We start from the raw sequence: 25,049 nt of genomic DNA, 5'->3' as shown, positions 1-25,049 counted from the left end.
CTCCCACGCCCCCGCCGCCGGTGACGATCACCGAGACCGTCCCGCCGCCGGAACAGCCACCACCGCCGCCCGACCAACCCGCGAACGGACCCGGTCAGCCGGGCCCCGATGAGCCCGACGACCCGGAGGTGCCCGCACCCCCGCCCGGAGCGCCCGACGGGGTCGCCGGCGTCGCCCCGCACGCGGTGATCATCGCGATCCGACAGTCATCGCGGGCCTACGAACCCGAACACCCCCAGCCCGGCGACCTGGAGACCCGCCGCAAGGCGGGCACCGTCGCCACCCTGGCCAGCGCCGTCGTGCACGCCGCCAACCTCGGCGCGAAAGTGATCAACATCAGCGTCACCTCCTGCACCGCCGCCGCGGACCCGCTCGACCAGGGCGCGCTGGGCGCGGCGCTATGGTACGCGGCGACCGTGCGCGACGCGGTCATCGTCACCGCAGCAGGCAACGACGGCGAAGACGACTGCGCGCAGAACCCCTACTTCGACCCGCTCGACCCGGCCGACCCGCGCGACTGGCATCAGGTCAAAACCGTCTCGTCACCGGCGTGGTTCTCCGACTACGTCCTGTCGGTGGGGGCGGTCGACAACACCGGCGCCCCGATCAGCCGCAGCCTCAGCGGGCCGTGGGTGGCGGTGGCCGCCCCCGGTGTCGGGATCATGGGACTGTCTCCCGAGACCGGCGGACCGGTCAACGCCTACCCGCCGGTGCGGCCGGGCGAGAAGACCATGCCGTTCTGGGGGACGAGCTTCGCGGCCGCCTACGTCAGCGGGGTCGCGGCGCTGGTGCGCGCCCGGTTCCCGGACCTCTCCGCGCACCAGGTGATCAACCGGATCCAGCAGACCGCGCACAACCCGCCCCGCGGGGTGGACAACCAGGTCGGTTACGGGGTGGTGGATCCGGTGGCCGCGTTGACCTTCGCCGTCCCCGACGCGCCGCGGCTGGACCCCGACGCCCAATCCCGCCTGATCCGGCCGGCACCGCCACCGCCGGCGCCCGATCACCGGGCCCGCGCCATCGCGCTGCTGTTCGCGGCGCTGGTGGCCGCGGGCACCGTCGGCGCCGCCCTGCTCACCCGACTCCGGCGGCCCCGGTGACCCCGCCGACCGCGATCGGCGTCAGCGCCGCGGTAGTGGCCGCCGTCGCGGTGGGCGGAAGCCTCGCCGGCACGGTGGGTGCGGCCGTCGGGCTGGCGGCTTCGACCGCGACCGCAGCGGTGCCATGGTGGGGGAAGCCGCTGTGGGCCTGGGGGCTGCTGTGGGCGCGCCGCCACCGCCGCCTGGACTGGTCCGAGCCCGTCACCGCCACCAACGATCGCGCGGGCGCCGGAGTGCGCTACCAGGACGGCGTCGCGGCGGTCGCAGTCCAGATCTTCGGCCGTGCGCACCGACCCACCCGGTTCACCGGGTCGGCCGCGGCCGACACCGACAACACCCTCGACGTCGCGGCGCTGCCCGCGCTGCTGCGGCACAGCCTCGGGCTGACCCTGGACTCGCTGACCCTGGTCAGCACCGGCGCGCGCCGCGGCGCCTGCGGGACCTACCCGGCGCTCTACGACACCCTGCTCGGCACCCCGCCGTACGCCGGTCGCCGCGAGACCTGGCTGATCGCGCGACTGGCCGCGCTGCCCAACGCCGAGGCGTTGCACCGGCGCGATTCGGTGGGTGCGGCGGCGGTCGCGGCCGGCCAACGGATCGCGGCCCGCCTATGCGAGCAGGGAATCCGGGCCCGGATCGCGACCGCCGCCGACATCGCCGAACTCGAACTGCGCCTGGGCCGTCCCGCGCTCGTCGCGCACAACCGGCGCTGGCGCTCGCTGCGCGGTGAGACGGGCTGGCTGACCAGCTACGACTACACCGGCCCGCTGACGCCCGACGGGCTCGGCCGGCCCTGGTCGCTGCGGGTCGACGCCGTCACGACGAACCTCACCGTGTTCGCGGACGCCACCGTCGCGGTCACCGTCACGGTTCGCACGGCGCAGCCCCCGTCGGCGCCGCCGAGCATCCTGCTGCGCCCCCTGCCCGGCCAACAGTCGCAGGCGCTGGCGGCCGCCCTGTGCGGGCCCGCCACACCCCCGGACGCGGTGCGGCGCCGTCGGCTCCCGACCGCGCTGGCCGTACCGGTCGGACCGTCCGGCGTGCTGCTCGGCAGGTCCGACACCGGATGCCGGCTGCTGCTGCCGTTCGACGACCCGGTGAACACCACCCGGGTGGCCGTCGCCGCCGACGACGCGGTGACCAAACGCCTGATCCTGCGCCTCGCCGGGGCGGGCGAACGCCTCACCGTGCACACCACCGACCCGGACCGCTGGGCCGGTCTGCGGATGGCCGCCATCACGGTCACCGACCGCGCCCGTCCCGCACCGGGCACCACGGTCAGCGTCGTCGACGGCACCATCCCGCCGGCGCCGCGGTCCGCGACGACCCTCGTGGTGGGCGCCGCGCGTTCCGACACCGGCCGCGCGGCCGCCGACCTCGCGATCACCCAGACCGGCCCCGACCGGCTCGAGGTCCGCGCCGGCGACCAGACGTATCCGGTGCGGATGGAGCTGTTTCGCGCCGAGGACCGCTACACCGAACCGGGAGAGGCGACGTCGCGGCGCCGCGCCCTGCACCTCGTGGAGTAGGCCGGAGGCACCGATGTCGGCACCCACCGCCGTCGCCCGGCGACGATTCGACCAGGCGATGACGACGTTCGCCCGCGACCCAGCCGCCGCCCGGGACCGGTTTCGCGAGGCCACCGAAGCCGACCCGTCGATGGCCGACGCCTGGCTGGGCCGGATCGCCGCGGGCGACGAGACGCTGAGCGCCCTCGAGCAGCTCTACCGCTACGGTCCGCGCATCCACCGCGAAACCACCCGGCTGGGGGCCAGTCTTTCGGCCGCGATCAAAGCCGGCCCCTATCTGGCGATCTCGGTGACCGAGGCCTCACACGCCGGGCTGGCGCTGGCCGGTGCCCTCATCGACGACGGTCAGTACGCGAAGGCTGAAGAGCTGCTGTCGGATCCGGCGCTGCTGGACTGTTGGGAGAACCACCAGTGGCACCAGCACATCCGGGCCTACCTGATGTTCGCCGCCCGCCGCTGGCCCGACGTGCTCACCGTCGCCGCAGCCGAACTGCCCCCGCAGGCGATCGTGATGGCCGCGGTGACCGCGGCGACCGCCACCCTCGCCGGTCACGCCGCCGCGCACCTCGGCAGGCCCAGGGTCGCGCTGGACTGGGTGGCCCGCGTCGAGCTGCGATCCCGCCCGGGCCACGCCGACCCGGTCGCGGTCAGCGAGGCCGTCGCGGCGATCGACCCGAAGGAATTCCCGCTCATCGCCGCCGATCTCGCCTACCTGCGCGGCATGGCGCACCGCGAACTCGGTGAAGAGGACCGTGCCGCGATCTGGCTGTCGAAGGCGACCGTCAACGGGGTGCTCACCGACCCGGCCAAACGGGCGCTGGGCGACCCGGCGGTGCACCTGGCGGTCACCGACGAGGAGACGGTCAACAGCCGCGCCGACGTCTGGGACGCCGCCACCGAACGCACCGGCCAGGACCGGGCCGAGGAGCGGCACCGGCAGCGCCGGGCGGAGCTGCTCACCGAGGGGCGGGCACTGCTGGCCGGCCAGGTGGGCCTGGCCGAGGTCAAGCAGGCGGTCGCCGAACTCGAAGACCAGATCGAGGTCCGGGCGCTGCGGCTGGCGGCTGAGCTTCCGGTGGTCAACCAGACCAACCACATGCTGCTGGTCGGCCCGCCCGGCACCGGCAAGACCACCACCGCCGAAGCGCTGGGCAAGATCTATGCCGGGCTGGGCATCGTGCGCCACCCGGAGATCATCGAGGTCAAGCGGGCCGATTTCTGCGGCGAACACATCGGCGCCTCCGGCCCGCGGACCAACGAACTGATCCAACGCTCGCTGGGCCGGATCCTGTTCATGGACGAGTTCTACTCGCTGGTCGAACGCCACCAGGACGGCAGGCCGGACATGATCGGGATGGAAGCGGTCAACCAGCTGCTCACCGCGTTGGAAGTGCACCGCTTCGACTTCTGCTTCATCGGTGCCGGCTACGAGCAGCAGGTCGACGAGTTCCTCACGGTCAACCCGGGATTGGCCGGCCGGTTCAACCGCAAGCTGCGCTTCACCTCCTACCGCCCGGCGGAGTTGGTCGAGATCGCCGCCCGCTACGGGCATCCGCGGGCCACCGTCCTCGACGCCGGCGCCCGGGCCGCGCTCCTGCACTACGGCGAGGCGCTGTGGTCCTACCGCGACCCCGACGGCACGAGCGGGGTGGACGTGATGCACAACGGGCGGTTCGCGCGCAACGTGCTGGAGCGCGCCGAGCGGTTGCGCGACTCCCGGGCGGCGGCCCGTCATCGCGCCGACGCCGGATCGGTGTCGGTGGCGGACCTGACCACGGTCTGCGCCGCCGACGTCGTGGCCGCGGTGCGGGAGGCCTGCGCCGAGAAGCACGTCGACCTGCCGGAGTGACCCGCTGCGCCGAGTGGCCGGGCGGCCGCTATGCTGACACCTTGTCCAATTAGGTTAGGCAACCCTATGAAAGGGGTACGGTGATCGCTCCCATCTGGATGCGCTGCCGCCGGAGGTCCACTCGCTGCAGCTGAGCAGCGGCCCCGGGCCGGGCCCCCTGCTGGTCGCCGCCGGCGCCTGGCGCACCCTGAGTGCCGACTACTCCTCAGCCGCCGCCGAGCTCACCGCCCAACTGGGCACGGCCCGCGGTGCGTGGACGGGGCCCACCGCGGAGACCTACCAGGCCGCCCACCTGCCCTACCTGGCCTGGCTCACCCAGGTCACCGCGGTTTCGGCGGCCCAGGCCGCCCAGGTGGAGACCGCAGCAGGCGCCTACACCACCGCGCTGGCGGCCATGCCCACCCTCGCCGAGCTGGCCGTCAACCGCGCCACTCTCGGCGCCCTGGTCGCCACCAACTTCTTCGGCGTCAACACCGTCCCGATCGCGCTCACCGAAGCCGACTACCTGCGGATGTGGGTGCAGGCCGCGATGACGATGAGCACCTACCACGCGGTCGCCGGGACGGCACTGGCCGTGGCGCCGACCGCCACCCCGGCCCCGATGGTGCTGGCCGCCCCGGACGCCGGTGTGGCCACGGCCGCGCTGGACGGCCTCGCCGCGGGCCGGGCCGCAGCGGCACCCAGGGACCCGATCGAGGAGTGGCTCTCCGGGTCCGTGCACTTCCTGGAGATGTACCAGATGATCAAACGGGTGGTGACCGACCCGGTCGGCACCCTCGCGCAGATCGTCGCCGACTTCGCGGCCAACCCCTCCGAAGCGCTGACCACCTGGATGCCGCTGCTGTACCTGTTCGCCTACGGTGCGGTCTTCGCCGTGCTCGGCACCCCGCTGTACGCCGCGGTGCTCGGACCGGCGGCGTCGGCGGCGATCCCGATCGCGCTGGGGCTGGCGGGGCTGTCCTATGTGACCCCCGCCCCGGCCGACGTCCCCGTCGAGGAACCCGTCGACGTGCCGGCCGCGCCGGCCGGCGAACAGCCGCTCGCGGTCGCCTCCAGTCCGGCCCCCGCCGCGGCAGCGGCCCCGGCGCCGGCACCCGCGGCCGCCCCCGCGCCTGCGGCGCCGGCCACCGGAGCGACCGCACCGCCACCGGCCGGACCCGAGATCGCCGCCTACGTGGTCCGCGGTCCCGGCCCCGGTTTCGGGACCGGGCCGTCGATCCGGCACGGCGAGACCACCGAACAGCAGGAGCCGAGTGCGGCCGCCGCGGTCGCCGCCGCCGCGGCCGCCCGGCGCAGGCAGTCCGCCGCCCGAGGCCGACGCCGCTCGGCGCGCAAGAACCGCGGCTACCGCTACGAGTACGCGACCCTCGACCACAGCATCCCCGCCGAGATGGCCGCGACGGCCGGCCTCGAGATGCAGCCCGAGACCTCGGACACCGGCGCCGGCCCGCTCGGCTTCGCCGGTACCGCGGTGCGCGCCGCGGCGGCGCCGGCCGGGTTGACCGCCCTGGCCGAGGACGAGGTGACCGGCGAACCCATGCTGCCCACCTCCTGGCAGCTGCCGGGTGACCCGCCGGATCAGCGAGCCGAGCGGAACTAGCCTTGCGCTCGGTGCGCCAACGCCGTCGCCGCCCCGCGCAGTTCGTCGATGCCGTCGATGGGCTCGGCGTAGCCGACCCGGGTATAGGCCACCCCCCGCGGCGTGCTGACCTTCAGGTCCAGCCCGTACCGGTCGGCGCCGGTGCACACCGCCTCGGTGCAGTCCGGGAACCCGCCGAGCCGCTGCGCCATCGCCAGCAGGGAGTCGGCGTGGTCGTCGTTGAGGTGGGCGACCGCGCGTGCCGCGTGCGGCGAGACCGGGTCGGGTTGCGCGGCGGCGTAGTCCGCGCCGCTCGCCGAGTCCATCCGGCCGTACCCGCCGACCCAGCGCACCCGCTGTACGCGCAGCACCCACAGTGAGAAATCGCTGTAGTCGATGTAGTACTTCGCGGCCGGGACCGCCGCCAGGTGCGCCTCCCGGGCAGCCGCCGCCTCGTCGCCGGCGGGTTTCTCCGCCACCCCGGCGAGGGTCACCCGGCTCGAGGCCAGCGGGTCGCCGCCGGTCGACGGAGCCACCGCGGCGATGCTCGCCCGCGGGTCGTGCACCAGGTTGCGGCCGTGCTCGGCCATGGTCGAGACACACAGCACCGGGTCACCGCCGAGCAGCCCGTAGGTCACCATCGAGGCCCACGGGTCGCCCTCGCGGGTCAGGGTCGCCAGCGTGCCGGTGTTGGTCGCGGCGGCCACGGTACGGGCCTCCTCGGCGGCCGACGGGCGGGCCGGATTGTCCGGATCGGTCAGGGGCGGCGGTACCGACGGGGCGTCACCCGGGTCGCCGTGGTCGCGGGACGGCATGCTCGCACCTTAACCGCCGGCCGGCGACCCGGGCGCCGGTCGGGGCCCCGGCGAGCCCCGCCCGCGGACCGAAACCGGGCCGGCCCCGCACCGGACGCCGATTTGCGCACTATCGTGGCAGGAAGTGCGCGAAACGCGCCCGAATGGGAGGTATTGGGGAGATGAGCGGGTTTCACCGCCGGCCGCGCCGGTTCGCCTGGTTACTCGGGGTAGCGGCCACCGTGGGACTCGTGGTCACCGCCGGGCCGGTGCAGGCCGATCCGCCGCTGCCCGCGCCCCCACTCGACCCGACCGCCGCGGTCGCCCAGGTGGGCCCCGCGGTGGTCAACATCGACACCCAGATGGGATACGCCCGCGCGGTGAGCGCGGGCACCGGCATCGTCATCGACCCCAGCGGGCTGGTCCTGACCAACAACCACGTCGTCGCCGGCGCCACCCAGATCACCGCGACGTCGGTGGGCACCCAGCAGTCCTACGACGTCGACGTGCTCGGCTACGACCGCACCCACGACGTAGCGCTGCTGCGCCTGCGCGGCGGCAGCGGCCTGCCGGTGGCCGACCTGGGCGACTCGAACTCCGTCAACGTCGGCGACCCGGTCATCGCGATGGGCAACGCCGGAGGTCAGGGCGGCACCCCGAGCGCGGTGCGCGGCTCGATCGTCTCGCTCAACGAGACGGTGACGGCCTCCGACGACCTGACCGGCGCCTCGGAGACCCTCACCGGGATGCTGCGGGCCAGCACACCGCTGCGCCCCGGCGACTCCGGCGGACCGATGGTCGACGCCACCGGCCGGGTCATCGGCGTGAACACCGCCGCCTCGGAGAACTACCGCATGGCCCAGCCCGGCGGGGAAGGCTTCGCGATCCCGATCAACCAGGCACTGGCCATCGCCGACCAGATCCGGTCCGGCAACGCCTCCGACACCGTCCACATCGGCGCCACGCCGTTCCTCGGCATCGGCGTCGTCGACTACAACGGGGCCGGGGCGCGCATCGTGCAGGTCCTCGACAACACCCCGGCCGAGCAGGCCGGGCTGAAACGCGGCGACATCCTGCTCGGCTTGGGCGGGGAGCCCATCGACTCCGCGACCGCGTTGACCCGGGCGATCGACCGCCACCACCCCGGCGACACCGTCGAACTGCGCTGGCGCACTGCCACCGGCGCCGACCGCAGCGCGACCCTGACCCTGGCCGTGGGGCCGGTGGGCTAGTGATGCGGGTGTGAGCAGCGCAGCCAACGTCGACCCGACCGACGGCAGCCGCCTGGAAGGCGGGGTGGTCGAGCACCCCACCGCGTCGGACTTCGACACCGCCGCCGCGCTGCCCGCCGACCCGACCTGGTTCAAACGGGCCGTCTTCTACGAGGTCCTGGTCCGCGCGTTCTACGACTCCGACGCCAACGGCGTCGGCGACCTGCGCGGGCTGACCGAACGGCTGGACTACCTGGAGTGGCTCGGCGTCGACTGCCTGTGGCTGCCACCGTTCTACGACTCGCCGCTGCGCGACGGCGGCTACGACATCCGCGACTTCTACAAGGTGCTGCCCGAATTCGGCACCGTCGACGACTTCGTCACCCTGCTCGACGAGGCGCACCGCCGCGGCATCCGCATCATCACCGACCTGGTGATGAACCACACCTCCGAATCGCACCCGTGGTTCCAGGAGTCCCGCCGCGACCCCGACGGCCCCTACGGCGACTTCTACGTGTGGAGCGACACCAGCGACCGCTACGGCGACGCCCGGATCATCTTCGTCGACACCGAGGACTCCAACTGGACCTTCGACCCGCTGCGCCGCCAGTTCTACTGGCACCGGTTCTTCTCCCACCAGCCCGACCTCAACTACGACAACCCGGCCGTGCAGGAGGCGATGCTCGACGTCCTGCGCTTCTGGCTCGGCCTGGGCATCGACGGCTTCCGGCTCGACGCAGTGCCCTACCTGTTCGAACGCGACGGCACCAACTGCGAGAACCTGCCGGAGACGCACGCCTTCCTCAAACGCTGCCGCCGCGTCGTCGACGAGGAGTTCCCGGGCCGGGTGCTGCTCGCCGAAGCCAACCAGTGGCCCGCCGACGTGGTGGAGTACTTCGGCGACCCGGCCACCGGCGGCGACGAATGCCACATGGCGTTCCACTTCCCGCTGATGCCGCGGATCTTCATGGCGGTGCGCCGCGAGTCGCGGTTCCCGATCTCGGAGATCCTCGCCCAGACCCCGCCCATCCCCGAACTGGCCCAGTGGGGCATCTTCCTGCGCAACCACGACGAGCTCACCCTCGAGATGGTCAGCGACGAGGAACGCGACTACATGTACGCCGAGTACGCCAAGGACCCGCGGATGAAGGCCAACGTCGGCATCCGGCGCCGGCTGGCCCCGCTGCTGGACAACGACCGCAGCCAGATCGAACTGTTCACCGCGATGCTGCTGTCGCTGCCCGGCTCGCCGATCCTGTACTACGGCGACGAGATCGGCATGGGCGACATCATCTGGCTCGGCGACCGCGACGGCGTGCGCACCCCGATGCAGTGGACCCCGGACCGCAACGCCGGGTTCTCCACCGCCAACCCGGGCCGGCTGTACCTGCCGCCCTGCCAGGACCCGATCTACGGCTTCCAGTCGGTCAACGTCGAGGCGCAGCGCGACACCTCCACCTCCCTGCTGAACTGGACCCGCACCATGCTCGCGGTGCGCCGCCGCTACGACGCGTTCGCCGTCGGCGCCTTCCGGGAACTCGGCGGCTCCAACCCGTCGATCCTGGCCTACGTCCGCGAGACCGACGACGCGGGCGGCACCGTGCTGTGCGTGAACAACCTCTCCCGCTTCCCGCAACCGATCGAGCTGAACCTGCAGCACTGGGCCGGTTACACGCCGGTGGAGTTGACCGGGCACGTCAACTTCCCCCGGATCGGGCAGCTGCCCTACCTGCTCACCCTGCCCGGCCACGGCTTCTACTGGTTTCGGCTCACCGAGTCCGAAGGGGACGCCTGATGGTCACCGCCAATCTCCCATTCGCCGAATGGCTTCCGCAGCAACGCTGGTACGCCGGGCGCAACCGCACCCTGGTCGCCGCCGAACCGGCGGTGGTCGCCGGCCTGCGCGACGACCTGGACCTGGTGCTCATCGACGCCGCCTACACCGACGGGTCGACCGAGCGGTACCAGGTGCTGGTCAGTTGGGACGGCCAGCCACCGCCGGAGTACCGCAACGCCGCCCGGATCGGCGCCGACGGTGCCCGGGTCGGCTACGACGGGCTCTATGACCCGGCCGTCACCCGATACCTGCTCGCGCTCATCGAAGCCTCCGACGAGCGGTCGGCGGTGAGCTTCGCCGCCGAACCCGGCGCCACGCTGCCCCCGCAGACGACCTCCTGGGTGCACGACGCCGAGCAGTCCAACACCAGCGTCATCTTCGAACAGGACGCCATCCTCAAGGTGTTCCGGCGGGTGCGGCCGGGGATCAACCCGGACATCGAGTTGAACGCCGTCCTCGCCCGGGCCGGCAGCCCACACGTCGCGCGGCTGCTGGGCTCCTACCGGCTGGGCACCGAAGCCGAGCCGACCCCGCTGGGCATGGTCTCGGAGTACGCGAGGAACTCCGCGGAGGGCTGGGCGATGGCCACCGCCAGCGTGCGCGACCTGTTCGCCGAAGGCGACCTCTACGCCCACGAGGTCGGCGGCGACTTCGCCGGGGAGTCCCGCAGACTGGGGGAGGCGGTGGCCGCGGTGCACACCACCCTCGCCGAGGCGCTGGGCGCGGCGCCCGCCCCGTTCCCCGTCGACGCCCTGATCACCCGCCTCACCGAGACCGCCGCGACCGTGCCTGCGCTGCAACCGCACATCGGCGCGATCACCGGCCACTTCCGGCAGCTGACCGGGGAGACCATCACCGTGCAGCGGGTGCACGGCGACCTGCACCTCGGGCAGGTCCTGCGCACCCCCGAACACTGGTTGCTCATCGACTTCGAAGGCGAGCCGGGCCAGCCGACCGAGATCCGCCGCGCGCCCGACTCGCCGCTGCGCGACGTCGCAGGCATCCTGCGCTCCTTCGAGTACGCCGCCCACGAACCGCTGCTGGAGCAGGGCGCGGAGAAAGCCGACAAGCAGCTCGCGATCCGTGCCCGGGAGTGGATCGAGCGCAACCAGGCCGCGTTCTGCGACGGCTACGCCGCCGAATCCGGCAGCGACCCCCGCGATTTCGCCGCGCTGCTGGCCGCCTACCAACTCGACAAGGCCGTCTACGAGGCCGGCTACGAATCCCGGCACCGGCCGAGTTGGCTACCGATCCCGCTGCGCTTCATCACCGACCTGCTCGGCTGACCTAGGGTTGGAGCCATGCGCGCTGCAGTGGTCACCCGACTGGACGGTCCCGACGGCATCGAAGTGAGCGACGTCGACGAACCCGACGGCGACGGCGCCGTCGTCGTCGACGTCCACGCCGCGGGCGTCGCCTTCCCCGACGCGCTGCTGACCCGCGGTCTCTACCAGTACCGGCCGGACCCGCCGTTCGTGCTGGGGGCGGAGGTCGCCGGCGTGGTGCGCAGCGCGCCGGACGGTGCCGGCGTGGCGCCCGGCGACCGGGTCGCGGGCCTGACCATGCTCTCCGGCGGCATGGCCGAAGTCGTCGCGGTCCCACCCGACCAGGTGTTCGCACTGCCCGACCGGGTCGGCTTCGAGGCCGGTGCCGGGCTGCTGTTCAACGACCTGACCGTGCATTTCGCGCTGACCGAACGCGGCCGGCTGCGCGCCGGGGAGACCGTACTCGTCCACGGCGCGGCCGGCGGGATCGGTTCCTCCACGCTGCGGATGGCTCCGGTGCTCGGCGCCGAGCGAGTGATCGCGGTGATCAGCAGCGCCGAGAAGGCCGCCGCCGCCACCGCGGCCGGCGCCACCGACGTCGTCTACGCCGACGGCTTCAAGGATGCGGTCAAGGAACTGACCGGAGGGCGTGGCGTGAACATCGTCGTCGACCCGGTGGGCGGGGACCGGTTCACCGACTCACTGCGCAGCCTCGCCCCGGCCGGACGGCTCCTGGTCATCGGCTTCACCGGCGGGGAGATCCCCACGGTCAAGGTGAACCGGTTGCTGCTGAACAACATCGACGTCGTCGGTGTCGGCTGGGGAGCGTGGGCGGGCACCCACCCCGGCTCGCTGGCTGCGCAGTGGGCGCAGCTGGAGCCGCTGCTGGCCTCCGGCCGGCTGCCCGCGCCCGAACCGATCGTCTACCCCCTGGAGCAGGCCGCCGCGGCGGTCGCCGCCCTGGAGAACCGCACCGCCGCAGGAAAAGTCGTACTGCGGATTCGCGACTGAGGCACCAATGACATCGGGGGGCAGCGCTGGATTGCGCTGCCCCCCGATGCGTGGGATGGGTCTTAGGTGGTCGGGGTGACTCCCAACACCCGCTGCATGTCCGGCTTCATCGCCTGCAGCTGCTGGAACCAGTACGGCCAGGCGTGCGTCCCGTCGGCCGGGAAGTTGAACACGCCGTTGGTCCCGCCTGCGGCCAGGTAGTTCTGCTGGAACGTCTGGTTGGTCCGCAGGGTGAAGGTCTCCAGGAACTTCGCCGGCAGGTCACCGCCGCCCAACTCGTTGGGCGTGCCGTTACCGCAGTACACCCAGACGCGGGTGTTGTTGGCGACCAGCCGCGGAATCTGGACCATCGGGTCGTTGCGCTTCCACGCCGGGTCGCTGGACGGGCCCCACATGTCGCTCGCGTTGTAGCCACCGGCGTCGTTCATCGCCAGCCCGATCAGGGTCGGCCACCAGCCCTCGGACGGGTTCAGGAAGCCCGACAGTGACGCCGCGTAGGGGAACTGCTCCGGGTGGTAGGCGGCCAGGGTCAGCGCGGAGCCACCGGCCATCGACAGGCCGACCGCCGCGTTGCCCTTCGAGGACACGCCCTTGTTCGACTCCAGCCAGGTGGGCAGTTCCTGGGTCAGGAACGTCTCCCACTTGTAGGTGCTGCAGCCGTCGTTACCGCACGCCGGCTGGTACCAGTCGCTGTAGAAGCTGGACTGCCCGCCCACCGGCATGATCACCGAGAGCCCGGACTGGTAGAACTCCTCGAACGCCGGGGTGTTGATGTCCCAGCCGTTGTAGTCGTCCTGGGCTCGCAGGCCGTCGAGCAGGTAGACCGCGTGCTGGCCACCGCCCTGGAACTGGATCTTGATGTCGTGACCCATCGATGCCGACGGCACCATCAGGTACTCGACCGGCAGGCCCGGCCGGGAGAACGCCGACGCGGTCGCCGAGCCGCCCACGGCACTGATCATGCCGGGCAGCAGTGCCGCACTCACGGCGGCGATCGTCAGTCGGCGCGGCCATCTGGCGGCAGCACCCCGTAACCTTTCAACGAATTTCATGTTCCCTATCCATCCCAACTTTCATCTGCCGCGTCACCGCGGTCGATTGGCTGTGCGTCGGCAGTCAAACACGACCCCGATGGTCCGTCCGAGTGTCAACGCCGTTGGGACACATCGCGGTTAGCTAACGATTGAGACTCGTGAGCGGACCCTCGCGTGACCGACTCGTTATCTGTCATGATTCCGGCATGACAGACAACACCGCCGCCCAAGCGCCGCTTGCCGGCGTGCGAGTGGTCGAGATCGCCAGCTTCGTCGCGGTGCCACTGGCCGGAATGACGCTGGCCCAGCTGGGTGCCGAGGTGATCCGCGTCGACCCGGTCGGGGGCGGCGCCGACTATCGGCGGTGGCCGCTCGCGGCGAGCGGAACCAGCATCTATTGGACCGGCCTGAACAAGGGTGTCCGCTCGATCGTGGTCGATCTGCGTGCCGAGGAAGGCCAGGAGCTGGTTCGCCGCCTCATCCTCGGCGCCGGGGTGTTGATCACCAATGCCGTTGGGCGGCAATGGCATGACTACGATTCCCTGGTTGACGCCCGCCCCGACCTGATCCACCTTGAGGTCAGCGGACGCGCCGACGGTGCCACCGGCGTCGACTACACCGTCAACGCGGCGGTGGGCTTCCCGATGGTGACCGGACCGGCCGACCACGGTGCACCGGTCAACCACGCCCTGCCCGCCTGGGACGTCGCGTGTGGTCTGTACGCGGCGCTCGGCGTCGTCACCGCGCTGCGCCGGCGCGACGCCACCGGCCGCGGGACCCGGGTCACCCTCGCGCTGGAGAACGTCGCGCTGGCCACGGCGGGCACCCTCGGCCTGCTCACCGAGCCGATGGTCAACGGCACGGAGCGGCAGCGGCTCGGCAACGCCGTCTACGGCCAGTACGGCCAGACGTTCACCAGCGCGGACGGCGCCGACTTCATGGTCGTCGCGTTGACCGGGCGGCACTTCCGCGACCTGACGATCATGACCGGGACCGTGGAAGCCGTTGCAGCCCTGGAGAAAGCGCTCGGCGTGGATTTCTCCGACGAAGGGGACCGGTTCCGCTACCGCGAAACCCTCACCGGGTTGTTCAGCGTCTGGTTCGCCGGCCACTCCGCAGAGCAGATCGGTGCCGCATTGTCGCGGACCGCCATCCTGTGGGAGCGCTACCGCAGTTTCGGGGAGGTCGCCGCCAGCGAGCGGGTCACCGACAACCCGATGTTCGGCCCCCTCACCCAGCCGGGGATCGGCGACTACCGGGCGGCCGGCCTGCCGCTGTCGTTCGACGGCGCGCACCCGCAGGCCCGGCCGGCCCCCGCCCTCGGCGACGACACCGTCACCGTGCTCACCGACGTGCTGGCGCTGTCGCCCGACGAGATCGACCGGTTGGTCGCCGCGGGAACGGTCGCGGATCGGGGACAGCGATGAGCCGGTTGCTCCACCTGCTCGACGTCCGGGCCGGCGGCCCGCAGGTCTGGATCGGACCGCCGAGCGGCCCGGACGGCAAACGCACCTACGGCGGACACCTCGCCGGTCAGGCGCTGGCCGCCGCGTTGCGCACGGTCGACGCACAGATGCCGCCCACGGCCATGCACGTGCAGTTCCTGCGCGCCGGCGCCGCCGACGCGCCGATCGACTACCGGGTCGAGTCCGTCCACGACGGCCGCACCACCGCGGCGCGGCGGGTCTCGGCGGCCCAGGGTGAGCGACTGTTGGCGACGGCGACGGTGTCCTGCGCCGCCGCCCTGCCCGGCCCGGAGCACGGCAGCGCCGATGCGCCGCTGCCCGACCCCGAAGACCTGCCGCGGACCGGGCCGACGGCACCCGCGCCGTCGATGCCGCTGGAGGAGATCGACATCCGCATCGCCGACACCGGGGCGGGGGAGGGGTTCACCCGCCGGCTCTGGTGGCGGGCTACCGCGCCGCTGCCCGCCGACGCGGCGGTCCACGCCTGCGTCGCGGTCTATGTCACCGACGTCTACATGCTGGACCCGGCGTTGCAGGTGCACGGCATCGCGCTGCGCGACCGCACCCACCGCACCAGCACCACCGGCACCTCGGTCTGGTTCCACCGGCCGGTTCGCGCCGACCGGTGGACGTTGCTGGAGTCGACCTCGCCTGCGGCCGCGCGCGGCCGCGGGGTGGTCACCGCCGGGTTACTCGACAGCACCGGCGTGCGGGTCGCCACCGTCGTGCAAGAGGGACTGGTGACGCCACGGGAGAAACCGACAACGGAAAGGACCTGACACCATGCGCGTTCTGGAGATCGCCGAGCTGGCCGGGCTGCGGGGCGAGCCGATCGGCACGACCGACTGGCTGACGATCAGCCAAAGCGAGGTCAACCTGTTCGCCGATGCCACCGGCGACCATCAGTGGATCCACGTCGACCCGGAACGGGCCGCCGACGGCCCCTTCGGCACCACGATCGTCCACGGCTACCTGACGCTGGCGCTGCTGCCCCGGTTCCACCATGCGCTGTTCCGGGTGGACGGGGTCAAGTTGGCGATCAACTACGGCCTCAACAAGGTTCGGTTCCCGGCGCCGGTGCCGGTGGGCGCGAGGATCCGCGCCGCGGTCACCGTCGCTGAGGTCACCGATTTGGGCGACGGCGCGCACCAGGTGACGCTCTCGACCACGGTGGAGATCAAGGACGCGGCCAAGCCCGCCTGTGTCGCCGAGAGCATCGTGCGCTACCAGACGTAGTCGGCGGTGCGCCTTCCGATATCCACAGTCAGGGGCTCATCCACAGTGCGGCACTTCTCGGGCCGCGTTGTCCGACCTCGGCGATATTATTCGAACATGTTTTCGATCAGCTCGTCGGAGGCGGTCGCCGCAGCGCTGGACGCTTGCGACGCCGCTTTCGAGCGGCTGCTGGACCTCGACTGCGAAGCGCTGAAGACCCGCGAGCAGCTGCGGGTGCTGGAACGACTCGAAGTGCTGCGCCGGCGCCTGCCCGCGGCCGAGCACCCGGTGCTTCGCGCGCTGTCGGCCCGAGACGACGTGCTGGAGCACGGGGCCAACCTGCGGCACGTGTTGGCCGAACGCCTGCACATCACCCGGGCGGAAGCGCGACGGCGGATCGACGTGGCCGAAGAACTCGGCCCGCGCCGCACCCTCACCGGCCAGCCCGCCGAGCCGCTGCGCCCGGCCATGGCGGCCGCCCAGCGGGCGGGCCGGATCGGCGAAGCCCATATCCGGGTGATCCGAACCTTCCTCGAGCACTTGCCGGTCTTCGTCGACGAGGCGACCCGGGCGAAGGCCGAAGCCGACCTGGTGGGATACGCCGCCGACTTCCGGCCCGATCAGCTGGCGAAGCTGGCCGACCGGATGGCCGACTGCCTCAACCCCGACGGAAACTTCACCGACGAGGATCGGTGTCGGCGCCGCACCCTGGTATTGGGCCGCCAGGACCGCGACGGGATGAGCGAGATCCGCGGTTTTCTGACCCCGGAGTTCCGGGCCACCCTCGACGCGGTGTTGGCCAAACTCGCCGCGCCGGGGATGGCCAACCCGGCCGATGAACACCCGTGCGTGTCGGGCACCCCGTCACAGGAGGCGATCCAGGGCGACAGCCGCACCACCGGTCAACGGCACCACGATGGGCTGCTCGCCGCGCTGCGGGCGCTGTTGGCCTCCGGGGACCTGGGCAAGCACAACGGGTTGCCCGCCACCGTGATCATCTCGACCACCCTCGCCGAACTGGAGGCGGGCACCGGCAAGGCGCATACCGGCGGCGGCAACTGGCTGCCGATGCGCGACGTGCTCAAGATCGCCTCCCACGCGCACCACTATCTGCGGATCTACCAGGGCGCCAAAGAGCTCGCGTTGTTCCACACCAAGCGGCTCGCCTCCCCGGGGCAACGCATCGTCCTGTACGCCCGCGACCGGGGCTGCACCCGGCCGGGCTGCGACGCTCCCGGCTACTTCACCGAGGTGCACCACGTGACCGACTACTCCGAGACCGGGCGCACCGACATCGATGACCTGGCGCTGGCCTGCGGTGTCGACCACCGGCTGATCCGGCCCGGCGGCTGGAGCACCCGGACCAACGCGCACGGCGAGACCGAGTGGATCCCGCCGCGCGGGCAGGACACCGGACAGCCGCGCACCAACACCTACCACCATCCGGAGAAACTCCTGCACGACGGCGGGGAGTCGGGCAAGGACAGCGGCGACGACCCGGACAGCGCCCGCCCGGCCTGACCCGGGGACGGCCTACGATCGGTCTCGTGACCGACTACGGGATGCCCCCGCTGCCGCGGCGACGCGGCCGGTAGCCGGGACGAGCAGCGAACACATGCGCATCACCGCCGTCGTCGAACAGTGCGTGCCGCTGCGCGGCGATATCGCCAACGCCCTGGTCGACTTCTCCAGCCATACGGTCTCGTTGGTCGCGGTGGTCTCCGACGCGACCCGCGGCGGAAAGCCGGTCGTTGGAGTGGCGTTCAACTCCATCGGCCGGTTCGCCCAGAGCGGCATCCTGCGGGACCGGATGATCCCGCGACTGCTGGCCGCGGCCCCCGAGACCCTGCAGAACGACACCGGCGGCCTGGACCCGGGCCGGGTGTTGGCCTGCGCGATCCGCAACGAGAAGCCCGGCGGGCATGGCGACCGCGCGGCCGCCGCAGCGGCGCTGGAGTTGGCCTGCTGGGACCTGAACGCCAAGCTCGCCGACGAGCCCGCCTACGCCACGATCGCCCGGCACGCCGGGCGAGAACCGGCTGGCAGCGTTCCGGTCTACGCCGCGGGCGGCTACTACTATCCCGGCTCGGGCGGCCTCGGCGTGTTGCGCGACGAGATGCGCGGGTACCTCGGCAGCGGCTACCGCGCGGTGAAGATGAAGATCGGTGGCGCCGCGCAGGCCGAAGACCTGGACCGCCTCGAAGCGGTGATCGACGTCGTCGGGGATGCCGCCGCGGTTGCCGTCGACGCCAACGGCCGGTTCGACCCGGACACCGCCCTCGACTGGGCGCAGGCTCTGCGCCCCTATGCCCTGCGGTGGTTCGAAGAGCCGGGCGATCCGCTGGACTACGAACTCAACCGCCGGCTCATCGAGCACTACGACGGCCCGGTCGCCACCGGTGAGAACCTCTTCTCGACTCCTGATGTGGCCAACCTGCTGCGCTACGGCGGGATGCGGGCTGGCCGCGACGTGTTCCAGATGGACGCCGGGCTCAGCTACGGGTTGACCGAATACGCCCGGATGCTGGACCTGATGGAGGCCCACGGCGTCGACCGGTCTCAGGCCTTCCCGCACGGCGGGCACCTGATCAACCTGCACATCGTGGCCGGGCTCGGACTCGGCGGCTGCGAGGCCTATCCCGGCGTCTTCCAGCCGTTCGGTGGTTACTCGCCGGACTGCGTCGTCGCCGACGGCCGGATCACGCCCGGCGATGCGCCGGGGTTCGGGTTGGAACGCAAACCCGGATTGGCCGAGTTGATCGGAAAGGTGTCGTCATGAAGATCGCCGTCATCGGCTGCGGCGCCATGGGCTCCATCTACGCGGCCAAACTCGGCGCGGCAGGCAACGACGTGCTGGTGATCGACCGCGGCCCCGCCGCCGTGGAAAGGATCAACGCCACCGGCCTGCGGGTCACCGGGCCCGACACCGACCAGACCGTGCCGGTCCGCGCCGCGACCGTCGCCCCGGCCGAATCGATGGACCTGGTGGTGCTGGCGGTCAAGGCCGCCGACGTCGAAACCGGAGCCCGGCAGGCCCTGCCGCTGCTCGGTGCCGAAACCCCGGTGCTCACCATCCAGAACGGTCTGGGCTCCGCCGATGTGGTCGCCGACATCGTCGGGGCCGACCGGGTCGCGGTGGGGATCGCCAGCGGCTTCGGCGCGGCGAAGGTCGCTCCCGGCCATGTCCGCCACAACGCGATGCGGGCGGTCCGGCTCGGCGCCTACCGGGGCTTGTCCGCGTCCGCCGCCGCCGCGATCGCACAGGTCTGGTCGGCAGCCGGGTTCGATGCCGCCGCGGTGGCCGACATCGCCGCCATGCAGTGGGAGAAGCTGATCTGCAACGCCGCCTACAGTGCGCCGTGCGCGCTGACCGGGCTGCTCGTCGGACAGGTGCGCGACGACCCGGATGTGGGCCCGGTCAGCCGCGCGGCGGCGACCGAAGCCTGGGAGGTCGCCCGCGCCAACGGGATCGCGCTTCAGGTCGACGACCCGGTCGAGCATGCCCGCGCCTTCGGCGCCGCGGTCCCCGACGCCAAACCGTCCGCCCTGCTCGACCACGAGGCACGCCGGGCCAGCGAGATCGATGTCATCAACGGTGCCGTCTGCCGCTACGGCGAACGCGCCGGGGTGCCCACACCGGTCAACGGCACCCTGACCGGATTGGTCAAAGCCGTCGAGCGATCCTGGGGCCGGTAGCGTGACGAGCGTGCCGAACGAGGTGCGCAGTGCGCAGAAAGCCGACATCGCCGCGCTGGCGCGGGTGCTGGCCCGCGCTTTCCACGACGACCCGGTCTCGATGTGGCTGCTGCCCGACGCCCGCTCCCGTGAGGCGCGGCTGCCCCGGATGTTCGCCGCGCTGACCCGCCACCACCACCTGCGCGGCGGTGGGGTGGAGGTGGCGTCGGTGGGCGGCCCGATCGGCGGCGTGGCGTTGTGGGACCCGCCGGGCCGGTGGCGGCCGTCGCGGCGCACCGAACTGCTGGCGATGCCCGCGATGATCGTCGCGTTCGGCACCCGGCTGGGCGTCGGCCGTGACCTCACCGAGCTGATGCAACGCGAGCACCCCGAGGAACCGCACTGGTACTTGGCCACGATCGGCAGCGACCCGACGATGCGCGGCCGCGGGCTCGGCCGCGACTTGATGCGGTCCCGCCTTGACCGATGCGACGCCGAACACAGCCCGGCGTACCTGGAGTCCAGCAAGGCGGAGAACGTGCCGTACTACGAGCGGTTCGGTTTCCAGGTGACCGGGGAGGTCACGCTGCCGCGCGGCGGGCCGACCCTGTGGCGGATGTGGCGGAATCCGCGATGACCGTCGATGAGCGGTACGGCCCGTGGGCGTTGATCGCCGGCGGTTCGGAGGGTGTGGGTGCCGAGTTCGCCGATCTGCTGGCCGCTGCCGGGCTGAACCTTCTGCTGGTGGCGCGTTCACCGGATCCGTTGGCGGCCACCGCCGAACGCTGCCGAAGGCATGGCGTCGAGGTGCGGACACTGGCCGTCGATCTGACCGATCCGGCCGCGGTGGACCGCATCGACGAGTTCGCCGGCGACGTCGAAGTCGGCCTGCTGATCTACAACGCGGGGGCGAACACCTGTAGCGAGGAATTCCTCGACGGGGGCCTCACCGATTTCCGTCGCGTCCTCGACCTCAACATCGGCGCGCAGCTGGAGTTGGTGCAGCGCTTCGGCAGGCCGATGCGTGAACGGCGCCGTGGCGGGATCCTGCTGGTCGGCTCGATGGCGGGTTATCTCGGTTCCAGCCGGCACAGCGTCTACGGCGGGGTCAAGGCGTTCGGCCGGATCTTCGCCGAGAGCCTGTGGCTGGAACTGCGCGATCACAACGTCGACGTGTTGCACCTGGTGCTGGGCGTCACCCGCACGCCGGCGATGGAACGGGTCGGGCTGAACTTCGACGCTCCGGGCATCCGGGTCGCCGAACCCCGCGACGTCGCTGAGCAGGGTCTGGCCCGGCTGCCGCACGGCCCGATCTTCATCGCCGGCAGCAACGACGAGGACGTGGCCCGCCGCAACAACCCGGACCGGGCCAAGGTGGTGCGGGGCACCCACCGGGCCATGCAGCGGCTGCTCGGGATCGAGGACTGAATGCGGCTCGGTCTGGTCACCCCGGTGGTGCTGCAGGTTCCGGGCGTCGCATCGGAGTGGGAACGCGGCGCCGGGGCGGAGGACATCGCGACGATCGCGGCCACCGCCGACCGGCTCGGCTTCGATCACCTCACCTGCGCCGAACACGTCGCGGTGCCCCCCGGCGACGCCGAACGCGGCACCACCTATTGGGATCCGTTGGCCACGTTGAGTTTTCTTGCCGCACGCACCTCCCGGATCCGGTTGACGACGTCGGTGCTGGTGCTCGGCTACCACCACCCGTTGGAGATCGCCAAACGTTACGGAACCCTGGACCGGCTCAGCGGCGGACGGTTGGTGCTCGGTGTCGGCGTCGGCTCGTTGCGGACCGAATTCGACGTGCTCGGCGCGCAGTTCGAGGATCGCGGCGCTCGCGCTGACGACTCCCTGCGTGCGTTGCGAGCCTCGTTCGGCCGGGAGCGGGTGTCCTACCGCGGCAGCCACTTCCGTTATGACGAGATGGTCGTGCAACCCTGCGGGGTTCAGGAGCGGGTGCCGATCTGGGTGGGCGGGCACACCCGCAGATCGCTGCGGCGCGCAACGGAATTCGGCGACGGCTGGATGCCGTTCGGCCTGCGCTACGCCGCGATCAGCGAGATGTTGGCCGCGCTGCCTCCACCGCCCGGCTTCGAAATCGTGTTGTCCACCGGTCGCGCCGTGGACCCCGAAGGCGATCCGGCAGGCACCACCGACCGGCTGCGGCGCCTGCGCGACGCCGGCGCGACCTTGGTGTCCTGTGTGGTCGCGTCCCGATCCGCCGACCACTACTGCGCCCAGCTGACGGTGCTGCGGGAGTTGGCTGATCGCCTCGGAGAGGAGACGGCGTGACCGAATCCGAACTGCGCCAACGACTCGACGAACTCGAGCAGCGCTTGCGGACGGTGGAAGACGAGCGCGCGATCGCCGATCTGATTGCCTCCTACGGCCCGCTGGTCGACGCCGGTGAGGCCGACGCCACCGCTCGGCTGTGGACCGACGGCGGCAGCTACACCGTCGAGGACCGACAGATGTGCGGCCACGGCGAAATCCGCGCCATGGTGGACTCCGACCCGCACCGGAGGTTGATCGCCCGGGTCAGCGCCCATTTCCTCGGGCCGGCCGTCATCCGGGTCAGCGGCGACACGGCCGAGGCGGTCTGCCAGTCGCTGCTCTGTCTGCGCCGTGCCGAGGGTGACGGGTATGTGCTGCTGCGCGCGACCGTCAACCACTTCGAGCTGATCCGCGGTGAGACCGGTTGGCGGATCCGGTCGCGGATCGCGCAGGTTCTCGACGGCGGAGACAGGGCACGGTCGCTGCTGGTGCGCGCGGCGGGTCGATGACGTGATGCGCTTCCACGGCAAGACCGCGTTGGTCACCGGTGGTGCGGCAGGTCTCGGCCGGGACTTCGCCCGAGCGCTCACCGACGAGGGCGCCGCCGTCGCCATCGCCGACATCGACGGCGCGGCCGCCCAGCGCACTGCGAACGAACTGAACGACGACGGTGGCCGCGTCTGGGCGGTGACCTGCGACGTCGCCGACGAAGACCAGGTCGACGCCGCGGTCGCCGCAACGGTGGAGCGGTTCGGCGGGGTGGACATCCTGGTCAACAACGCCGGACTGCACCTGATGCGCTACAACCAGCCGTTCGGCGTGCTGTCCCGCGCCGACATCCGCACTCTGTTCGACGTGAACGTGATCGGCGTCGTCAACTGCACGCTGGCCTGCCGCGATCCGATGCGTGCCCGCGGCGGCGGGGTGGTGGTCAACCTGTCGTCGGTGGCCGGCTATCTCAACGTCACCCCGTACGGAGTGTCCAAGCTGGCGGTGCGCGGGTTGACCGTCGCGTTCGCCACCGAGCTGGCCGCCGACGGCATCCGGGTCAACGCGATCGCTCCGGGCCTGACCGACACCGCCAACGCACGGGAGAACCTGCCGAGCTCGTTGGTGGAGCACATCGTGGCGGAGCGCCAGCTGGTGCACCGGCTGGGCACCACCGGCGACGTCGTCGCCGCGCTGCTGTACCTGTGCTCCGAAGACTCCTCGTTCGTCACCGGCGAGACCCTGCGGGTCAGCGGCGGCTACCCGCTTAGCCTCTGAACTCCAGCGCGGTGGCGGTGACCCCCGCCGACTGCGCCCGCCCCCTGCCCCGCCACGACCGCGAGATTGAATCGGTGCAGACGGCTACTCGAACTTTCGCTGCACAGCTTCAACCTCGCGGACCTCGGGGCGGGGCTCAGGTTCGCAGCACCACCTTCAGGCACTCCGGGCTGCGGGCGGCGAACATCGAGTACGCGTCGGCGGCGTCGGCCAGCGGCATGGTGTCGGTGAAGATGCCACCGGTGTCCAGACGCCCGGCCTGGATCAGTGGTACCAGCTCGGGCCAGGTGCGCTGAATCGGTGCGGTGGTCATCCGCAGAGTGGTGCTGCGCACCAGTGCCATCAGGGCGGGGAACGGGAACGGCTGCAGATCGTGCACGCCGACCACCGACACCGTGCCTCCGGGCCGCACGCAGGCCAGCGACTCGGTCAGGGTGGTGTCGTTGCCCACCGCATCGATGACGGCGGCGGCGCCACGACCGTCCGTGGCTTCGAGCACCGCGGTCACCGCCGGCCCGGACACCGGCGTCGCGCCGCTGAGGGCGGCCCGGTCTCGGCGCCCGGCCACCGGGTCGATCGCCAGTACGGTGCCCGCGCCCTGTGCGATGGCACTGCGCACCGCGCACAACCCGACCGCGCCCAGCCCGAACACCGCCACGGTGCCACCCGGCGGGATATCGGCGCGCCGGGCGGCCGCCCACCCCGTGGCCAGGTTGTCGGTGAGCAGCAACGCGTCCTCGTCGGTGAAACCGTCGGGGATGGCGAGCAGCTGAAAGTCCGCGGCGGGCACCGCCAGCAGCTCGGATTGCCCACCGCCCAGCGCTCCGGAGCCGAAGACCTGAGGACCGGTCACACAGGTCACCGGGTCGCCGGTGGCGCAGCCCGCGCAGCTGCCGCAGCCGGCCACCGACGACACCAACACCGAGTCGCCCGGGGCGACGGTGCGCACTCCGGTGCCGACCTCGACGACGGTGCCCACCACCTCATGGCCGAGCGGAACGGGTTCCGGCAGCGGATAGTCCCCTTCGTAGAAGTGCAGGTCCGATCCGCAGATCGCGGCGGCCCGCACCGCGACGATCGCGCCGTCGGGCCCGGGCAGCACCGGATCGGGACGGTCGGTGACCCGTACGGCGCCGGGGGTGTCGATGACGACCGATCGCATGGGCTCCTCGGGGTGGATTGTCCCGAGCCTAGGTGACCGGCCGGTGCCGAGCGGGGTCTTCAGCCGGTACTGCGCCAGCCGCCCATGCCGACGGTCACCATCCGGATCTGCTTGACCGCGGTGCGGCGGATCTCTTCGAGCGCCTCGGGATTCTGGATGTCCTCGATCGACTCCGCGATGAAGATCATCGAGTTGACGAACAGGGTGGCCAACACGTTGAGGTCCTCGGTGCTCCACTCGTTCAGGCCGGTGAACCGGGCCAGGTCGGTGGCCAACTCGGAGGTGATCAGCCGGATCTCGCTGCGGATCGCGTAGCGCAGCACGGTCACCCCGCTGTTGCGCTCCCGGCTGATGAACCGCCAGTGCTCGCGCTGGGCGGCGACGTTCTCGACCAGCGCGTCCACCGAGGACTCGATGACCCGGTTGGGGTCGACCTTGTCGGTCCGTGCCTCACGGAGCATGTCGCGCAGCGCGCGGAAGGATTCGTCGATCAGGGCCAACCCGAGCGCTTCCATCGACTGGAAGTGACGGTAGAACGCGGCCGGCACGATGCCCACCTCGCGGGTGACCTCGCGCAGGCTCAGCGCGCTGAAGCTGCGGTCCTCGAGAAGTTTCAGCGCGGCCGCCACGATCGCCTTCCGGGTGGCCTCCTTGCGCTCCTCGCGGGAGCGGGATTCCCGCGGCGGGCGCGAGGAACGTGATCCAGGAGCTCGACTGTTCACTGTGTGAACTCTAGCACAACCATGGGTTAATGCCTTGACGACCTGGCGGTATGCAAA

At 71.8% G+C, this 25,049-nt stretch carries 23 protein-coding genes; 19 read left to right on the top strand and 4 right to left on the bottom strand.

Going from position 1 to position 25,049, the window contains the following annotated elements:
* From mycP to AWC30_RS13250, 4 genes are all read left to right on the top strand, one after another.
* Nucleotides 1–1,100, top strand: a 1,100-nt coding sequence (mycP, locus tag AWC30_RS13265) for a type VII secretion-associated serine protease mycosin (RefSeq protein WP_085110703.1), incomplete at its 5' end; no start/stop codon positions are given.
* The gene (gene eccE / locus AWC30_RS13260) at nt 1,097–2,629 is read left to right on the top strand and encodes a type VII secretion protein EccE (protein WP_085110695.1); all 1,533 of its coding nucleotides are present in this window, start codon (nt 1,097–1,099) and stop codon (nt 2,627–2,629) included. The genes mycP and eccE, both read left to right, overlap by 4 nt.
* Before the next feature lie 13 nt (nt 2,630–2,642).
* Nucleotides 2,643–4,478, top strand: a complete 1,836-nt coding sequence (eccA, locus tag AWC30_RS13255) for a type VII secretion AAA-ATPase EccA (RefSeq protein ID WP_109562062.1) — start codon at nt 2,643–2,645, stop codon at nt 4,476–4,478.
* 94 nt (nt 4,479–4,572) lie between these two features.
* Entirely contained in the window at nt 4,573–6,078 is a 1,506-nt protein-coding gene (locus AWC30_RS13250) for a PPE family protein (RefSeq protein ID WP_085110694.1), read from the top strand.
* Here the strand turns inward: AWC30_RS13250 and AWC30_RS13245 are convergent.
* Nucleotides 6,075–6,872, bottom strand: a complete 798-nt coding sequence (locus AWC30_RS13245; protein WP_085110693.1) for a HugZ family pyridoxamine 5'-phosphate oxidase — start codon at nt 6,870–6,872, stop codon at nt 6,075–6,077. The genes AWC30_RS13250 and AWC30_RS13245 overlap by 4 nt on opposite strands.
* A 161-nt stretch (nt 6,873–7,033) precedes the next feature.
* On the opposite strand from AWC30_RS13245, the gene AWC30_RS13240 reads away from it, so the two are divergent.
* The 4 genes from AWC30_RS13240 to AWC30_RS13225 are packed head-to-tail and all read left to right on the top strand — an operon-like array spanning nt 7,034 to nt 12,175.
* Nucleotides 7,034–8,083 (top strand): S1C family serine protease, encoded by a 1,050-nt coding sequence (locus AWC30_RS13240; RefSeq protein ID WP_085110692.1) that lies wholly within the window; start codon nt 7,034–7,036, stop codon nt 8,081–8,083.
* A gap of 10 nt (nt 8,084–8,093) precedes the next feature.
* A complete protein-coding gene (gene treS / locus AWC30_RS13235) occupies nt 8,094–9,857 on the top strand; it encodes a maltose alpha-D-glucosyltransferase (RefSeq protein WP_085110691.1) in 1,764 nt (587 codons plus the stop codon).
* Nucleotides 9,857–11,185 carry a maltokinase N-terminal cap-like domain-containing protein gene (locus AWC30_RS13230; protein WP_085110690.1) on the top strand — a complete coding sequence of 443 codons (1,329 nt, stop codon included), beginning with the start codon at nt 9,857–9,859 and terminating at the stop codon, nt 11,183–11,185. Before treS ends, AWC30_RS13230 begins: the two co-directional genes overlap by 1 nt.
* Before the next feature lie 15 nt (nt 11,186–11,200).
* Complete coding sequence (locus AWC30_RS13225; protein ID WP_085110689.1) at nt 11,201–12,175, top strand: NADPH:quinone oxidoreductase family protein; 975 nt, start codon at nt 11,201–11,203, stop codon at nt 12,173–12,175.
* A gap of 62 nt (nt 12,176–12,237) precedes the next feature.
* Here the strand turns inward: AWC30_RS13225 and AWC30_RS13220 are convergent, their stop codons facing one another.
* A complete protein-coding gene (locus AWC30_RS13220) occupies nt 12,238–13,227 on the bottom strand; it encodes an esterase family protein (RefSeq protein WP_085110688.1) in 990 nt (329 codons plus the stop codon).
* A 188-nt stretch (nt 13,228–13,415) separates the two neighbouring features.
* Between AWC30_RS13220 and AWC30_RS13215 the strand changes: the two genes are divergently transcribed.
* The 11 genes from AWC30_RS13215 to AWC30_RS13165 all read left to right on the top strand — a co-directional run bounded on the left by AWC30_RS13215 (nt 13,416) and on the right by AWC30_RS13165 (nt 23,108).
* Nucleotides 13,416–14,636 carry a CoA transferase gene (locus tag AWC30_RS13215; protein ID WP_085110687.1) on the top strand — a complete coding sequence of 407 codons (1,221 nt, stop codon included), beginning with the start codon at nt 13,416–13,418 and terminating at the stop codon, nt 14,634–14,636.
* A complete protein-coding gene (locus tag AWC30_RS13210) occupies nt 14,633–15,454 on the top strand; it encodes an acyl-CoA thioesterase (RefSeq protein ID WP_085110686.1) in 822 nt (273 codons plus the stop codon). The genes AWC30_RS13215 and AWC30_RS13210 overlap by 4 nt, the downstream gene beginning before the upstream one ends.
* A 4-nt stretch (nt 15,455–15,458) precedes the next feature.
* Nucleotides 15,459–15,911 (top strand): MaoC family dehydratase, encoded by a 453-nt coding sequence (locus tag AWC30_RS13205; protein ID WP_085110685.1) that lies wholly within the window; start codon nt 15,459–15,461, stop codon nt 15,909–15,911.
* A 96-nt stretch (nt 15,912–16,007) separates the two neighbouring features.
* Entirely contained in the window at nt 16,008–17,411 is a 1,404-nt protein-coding gene (locus AWC30_RS13200; protein ID WP_085110684.1) for an HNH endonuclease signature motif containing protein, read from the top strand.
* Nucleotides 17,412–17,505: 94 nt separating this feature from the next.
* Nucleotides 17,506–18,669 (top strand): enolase C-terminal domain-like protein, encoded by a 1,164-nt coding sequence (locus AWC30_RS13195; protein WP_085110683.1) that lies wholly within the window; start codon nt 17,506–17,508, stop codon nt 18,667–18,669.
* A complete protein-coding gene (locus tag AWC30_RS13190; protein WP_085110682.1) occupies nt 18,666–19,586 on the top strand; it encodes a ketopantoate reductase family protein in 921 nt (306 codons plus the stop codon). The genes AWC30_RS13195 and AWC30_RS13190 overlap by 4 nt, the downstream gene beginning before the upstream one ends.
* 10 nt (nt 19,587–19,596) lie before the next feature.
* Nucleotides 19,597–20,202 carry a GNAT family N-acetyltransferase gene (locus AWC30_RS13185; RefSeq protein ID WP_109562063.1) on the top strand — a complete coding sequence of 202 codons (606 nt, stop codon included), beginning with the start codon at nt 19,597–19,599 and terminating at the stop codon, nt 20,200–20,202.
* Complete coding sequence (locus AWC30_RS13180) at nt 20,199–20,993, top strand: SDR family NAD(P)-dependent oxidoreductase (protein WP_085110700.1); 795 nt, start codon at nt 20,199–20,201, stop codon at nt 20,991–20,993. Before AWC30_RS13185 ends, AWC30_RS13180 begins: the two co-directional genes overlap by 4 nt.
* Entirely contained in the window at nt 20,994–21,860 is an 867-nt protein-coding gene (locus tag AWC30_RS13175; RefSeq protein WP_085110681.1) for an LLM class F420-dependent oxidoreductase, read from the top strand.
* Nucleotides 21,857–22,351 carry a nuclear transport factor 2 family protein gene (locus AWC30_RS13170; RefSeq protein WP_109562060.1) on the top strand — a complete coding sequence of 165 codons (495 nt, stop codon included), beginning with the start codon at nt 21,857–21,859 and terminating at the stop codon, nt 22,349–22,351. The genes AWC30_RS13175 and AWC30_RS13170 overlap by 4 nt, the downstream gene beginning before the upstream one ends.
* 4 nt (nt 22,352–22,355) lie before the next feature.
* Nucleotides 22,356–23,108, top strand: a complete 753-nt coding sequence (locus AWC30_RS13165; protein WP_085110698.1) for an SDR family NAD(P)-dependent oxidoreductase — start codon at nt 22,356–22,358, stop codon at nt 23,106–23,108.
* Between the two features lie 136 nt (nt 23,109–23,244).
* Here the strand turns inward: AWC30_RS13165 and AWC30_RS13160 are convergent, their stop codons facing one another.
* The gene (locus AWC30_RS13160; RefSeq protein WP_085110680.1) at nt 23,245–24,270 is read right to left on the bottom strand and encodes an alcohol dehydrogenase catalytic domain-containing protein; all 1,026 of its coding nucleotides are present in this window, start codon (nt 24,268–24,270) and stop codon (nt 23,245–23,247) included.
* Between the two features lie 59 nt (nt 24,271–24,329).
* A complete protein-coding gene (locus AWC30_RS13155; protein WP_085110679.1) occupies nt 24,330–24,992 on the bottom strand; it encodes a TetR family transcriptional regulator in 663 nt (220 codons plus the stop codon).
* Nucleotides 24,993–25,049: the final 57 nt, after the last annotated feature.

The organism is Mycolicibacillus trivialis (genome assembly GCF_002102395.1).
In the GTDB taxonomy this organism is placed as follows: domain Bacteria; phylum Actinomycetota; class Actinomycetes; order Mycobacteriales; family Mycobacteriaceae; genus Mycobacterium; species Mycobacterium triviale.
The sequence above is the reverse complement of the archived record's forward strand: the minus strand, read 5'-3'. Positions and strand labels throughout refer to the sequence as shown.

Coding starts and splice junctions, on each gene's coding strand:
- eccA (WP_109562062.1), top strand. CDS start 2,643: ATGTCGGCACCCACCGCCGTCGCCCGGCGACGATTCGACCAGGCGATG.
- AWC30_RS13245 (WP_085110693.1), bottom strand. CDS start 6,872: ATGCCGTCCCGCGACCACGGCGACCCGGGTGACGCCCCGTCGGTACCG.
- AWC30_RS13240 (WP_085110692.1), top strand. CDS start 7,034: ATGAGCGGGTTTCACCGCCGGCCGCGCCGGTTCGCCTGGTTACTCGGG.
- AWC30_RS13230 (WP_085110690.1), top strand. CDS start 9,857: ATGGTCACCGCCAATCTCCCATTCGCCGAATGGCTTCCGCAGCAACGC.
- AWC30_RS13225 (WP_085110689.1), top strand. CDS start 11,201: ATGCGCGCTGCAGTGGTCACCCGACTGGACGGTCCCGACGGCATCGAA.
- AWC30_RS13220 (WP_085110688.1), bottom strand. CDS start 13,227: ATGAAATTCGTTGAAAGGTTACGGGGTGCTGCCGCCAGATGGCCGCGC.
- AWC30_RS13215 (WP_085110687.1), top strand. CDS start 13,416: ATGACAGACAACACCGCCGCCCAAGCGCCGCTTGCCGGCGTGCGAGTG.
- AWC30_RS13210 (WP_085110686.1), top strand. CDS start 14,633: ATGAGCCGGTTGCTCCACCTGCTCGACGTCCGGGCCGGCGGCCCGCAG.
- AWC30_RS13205 (WP_085110685.1), top strand. CDS start 15,459: ATGCGCGTTCTGGAGATCGCCGAGCTGGCCGGGCTGCGGGGCGAGCCG.
- AWC30_RS13200 (WP_085110684.1), top strand. CDS start 16,008: ATGTTTTCGATCAGCTCGTCGGAGGCGGTCGCCGCAGCGCTGGACGCT.
- AWC30_RS13195 (WP_085110683.1), top strand. CDS start 17,506: ATGCGCATCACCGCCGTCGTCGAACAGTGCGTGCCGCTGCGCGGCGAT.
- AWC30_RS13190 (WP_085110682.1), top strand. CDS start 18,666: ATGAAGATCGCCGTCATCGGCTGCGGCGCCATGGGCTCCATCTACGCG.
- AWC30_RS13180 (WP_085110700.1), top strand. CDS start 20,199: ATGACCGTCGATGAGCGGTACGGCCCGTGGGCGTTGATCGCCGGCGGT.
- AWC30_RS13175 (WP_085110681.1), top strand. CDS start 20,994: ATGCGGCTCGGTCTGGTCACCCCGGTGGTGCTGCAGGTTCCGGGCGTC.
- AWC30_RS13165 (WP_085110698.1), top strand. CDS start 22,356: ATGCGCTTCCACGGCAAGACCGCGTTGGTCACCGGTGGTGCGGCAGGT.
- AWC30_RS13160 (WP_085110680.1), bottom strand. CDS start 24,270: ATGCGATCGGTCGTCATCGACACCCCCGGCGCCGTACGGGTCACCGAC.